The organism is Corallococcus sp. AS-1-6 (assembly GCF_020037015.1).
Classification (GTDB): domain Bacteria; phylum Myxococcota; class Myxococcia; order Myxococcales; family Myxococcaceae; genus Corallococcus.
In genome coordinates this window covers 1-2,872 of the sequence record NZ_JAIQDE010000078.1, presented here as the reverse complement: position 1 = coordinate 2,872, position 2,872 = coordinate 1, and the positions used below count along the sequence as shown (strand labels likewise).

The window sequence follows — 2,872 nt, the reverse complement described above, 5'->3', positions numbered from 1 at the left end:
TGCCGGAACTGGCATCAAAACACCTGTGTTAGCGGGAGTGGCTGCGACGACGATGATGTTGCCTCTTCCTTTGGCGGCTCGCTCCGTGTGTAAGAGCAGCTTGGATGCGGCGCTCGATGGCGGGGGTCAGCCGGAAGCAGAAGAAGCCCCTGGGCAGGTCCCGCTCCGGCTTGAGAAGGCCCTTCTTTATCCAGTACCGCACGACGGCATCGGTTACTCCGTACTTCTCGATGAGGCCGCGAGTGGAGTACCGGCCGTCTGGCAAGCGAGGCGGCGGTCGTCGACGGTCGGCGTGGTCCGGTGGCTTGTCCCGCGCGTAGCCCTGGCGGCGCGCTCTGGCCAGGAGCGCCTGGAGTTGGGGCGTCATCTCAAACCAGAAGGGCTGCTTGCTGAGCCCGCGCATGGGCACGTGGCCGGGCACAGGGGTCAACTGGCCGCTCTTGACCCAGTAGAGGACCATCGAGGCTGTCACTCCGAAGCACGCGTTCAGGCCGCGGATGGAATAGCGCCCCTGCTCGTCCCGCTCGGGCACCTGGACGTGGCTCCATCCAGAGCGACGTCCCGCCGGGATACCCTTGCGCCTGCGAAGCGTCGCCACGGACGACTGGGTGAAATGGCCACTGCGGCTCTTCCGGTTGCTCTTGAAACCTCGCCGATTGAGTTCCTCGGCAATCCGCGGGTCGCTGAGGTGCTGCTGGGCCATCCGGCGAATCTCCTCGAGGACTTGAGGCGGCATCCGGCGGGCCTCGTCCATGGTGGGCCGGGGCACCTGCAGCTCGCTGGTGGCGCCCGTCCTCCAGAGGATGCGAATCCGGGTGGAGCGTTGGGGCACGTCCACGGGCACGAGGACGACGTCCTGAATCAGCAACCGCAGGATGCGCTTCTTGTCCGCATTCGTCGTGGTGGGCGCGCTCCAGAGCTTGGGCAGCTCGCGCGCCAGGGCCAGAATCTTCTTCTTGTCCTTGTCCGACAGCTCCAGCCCGTGGGTGCTCCGCGCCTGCTCATACTCCCGCTCGACTTGCGCCACTTCTTGGAGCTTCTGGTTCCAGCGCGTCTCCAGGGTGCGAGCCACCACGCGATTCTCCGGCTCGACCGCGTTGTACTGACGCTCGGCGCGCTGGGCCTCGTAGCGCACCCGCTCCAGACGCAGCTTCCATTGGCGGTCCACCTCGGCCGACTGGCGCTCCACCTGCTTGAGGACTGCCAGCGAGAGGTCCAACTCGGGCGGCGCGAAGGCTTGGAGGACGGCCTCGCTCACCTTGGCATCAATGCGGTGGGCCACCGTGGACCAGCAGTTCGCCTCACCATGGAGGCGCAGGCTGCACTGGTAGCAGGACAGGTCCGCCAAGGGGTAGACCGGATTCATCCGTCGCCCGCACCTGCCGCATATCGTCAGCCCTTGCAGCAGGGCCGGGCCATTGCGAACGGCTCCGCGCCCTGGCGCGCGCGTTCGCGCGGCGCTGTTCTCCTCGATGCGCCGCAGGTTCTCCACGTGCTGACTCCAGGGGATGTAAGCCGGATGGGCGTCCGGCAGAAACGCGTGCCACTGCTCGCGCGCCTGGAGCTTCTCGTGCTTGCGTCGTACCTCGCCCTCCACGAGTGCACGCCGGTCTCGGTTGCGTCCCCACGCGTAGGCACCTGCGTACGCCGGGTTACGCAGCACGGCCAGCGCACGCGGAACGGTCAGCGGATGCCATTCGATTTGCGCGGGAGCGTCTCGATGGGCGCGCCGCGAGGGAAACAGCAGTTGGTGACGGTTGAAGTAGCGCACGGTGCCATTGACGCTCCCCTCCAAGCCGAAGCGCTCGAAGAGCAGGCGGACCGCCCGCTGCACCTGCTCGTCGGGGTCGAAGACGAGCGCGCCATTCTCGAAGACGTAGCCAGTCGGAGGCGAGAAGACGAGCTGGCCTTTCTTCGCCTTATGCAGGATGCCGCCCTGCAAGCGCAGACGCATGGCGTGGCGCTCGGCGTCACTCATGGTGCCCTTCATTCCCAGCACCAGCCGGTCGTTGAAGTCGTTGGCGTCGTAGACGCCATCGTCATCGATGATGAGCGTGTCGGACAGCGCGCACAGGTCCAGCAACCGATGCCAGTCCGCCGAGGAGCGCGCCAGGCGCGACACCTCCAGCGACAGGACGGCGCCCACCTTGCCCATGCTGACTTCGGCCGTCAGCCGCTGGAAGCCCTTGCGCGAGGTGGCGCTGGCGCCACTCAGTCCCAGGTCTTCATCAATGACCTCGACTTGGGCGGCGTCCCACCCGAGTTTCTTCGCCAGCTCGACCAGGGCGTACTGGCGCTCGGTCGACTCCCGATGCTCGTGGACCTGCATGAGGGTGGACTGGCGGATGTACACCCGGGCGGGGCGAGCCAGGTGTTCGGGTCGAACCTTGGAATTCATCGCTTGCCTCGCGGGACTCGGGGGGCCTGGTCACGGCTTTCAGCAGCACGTCGGCCAGCACGCCCAGCAGTTCGAGCCGGAGCGCCTCGGGCAGCGCCGTGTAGAGAGCGCCCGGCGTCGGCCACTGGCGGAAGCTTCTTTTCCGACGCACTGACTTGCTGGCCATGCGAGGCAGACCTCTGGTCCAACTCCTCCAGCAAGACACTCAGCTCCCGGAGCGATTCGGGGTGCAACTTCGGACATTTCCCACGCAACTTGAGCGGTGGAGGCCACGGCCGCAGGTCCGTCCAGTCCGCAGGCATCTTCGCGGCATGTCCGTCAGGAAAGCGCAGGACGACGCTGGTCCGGCCCAGGTACCGCAGCTGTTGCAGCAAGGGAAGCGACCGGCCCACGAAGGGGTGGAGCGGGTGGGTGATGATCACCGAATCCCGCGACGATGGCTGCATACGTGGGGTGCGCTGAGATGGGTTTTCC

The 2,872-nt window shown here is 66.5% G+C and carries 2 protein-coding genes; both read right to left on the bottom strand.

The genetic code is table 11. The features are described 5' to 3' along the window. Window positions 1-28 precede the first annotated feature (28 nt). Window positions 29-2,398 (bottom strand): recombinase family protein, encoded by a 2,370-nt coding sequence (locus K8612_RS38690; protein WP_223765920.1) that lies wholly within the window; start codon window positions 2,396-2,398, stop codon window positions 29-31. Then, a complete protein-coding gene (locus K8612_RS39760; protein ID WP_223765921.1) occupies window positions 2,395-2,844 on the bottom strand; it encodes a DUF5372 family protein in 450 nt (149 codons plus the stop codon). Before K8612_RS39760 ends, K8612_RS38690 begins: the two co-directional genes overlap by 4 nt. Window positions 2,845-2,872: the final 28 nt, after the last annotated feature.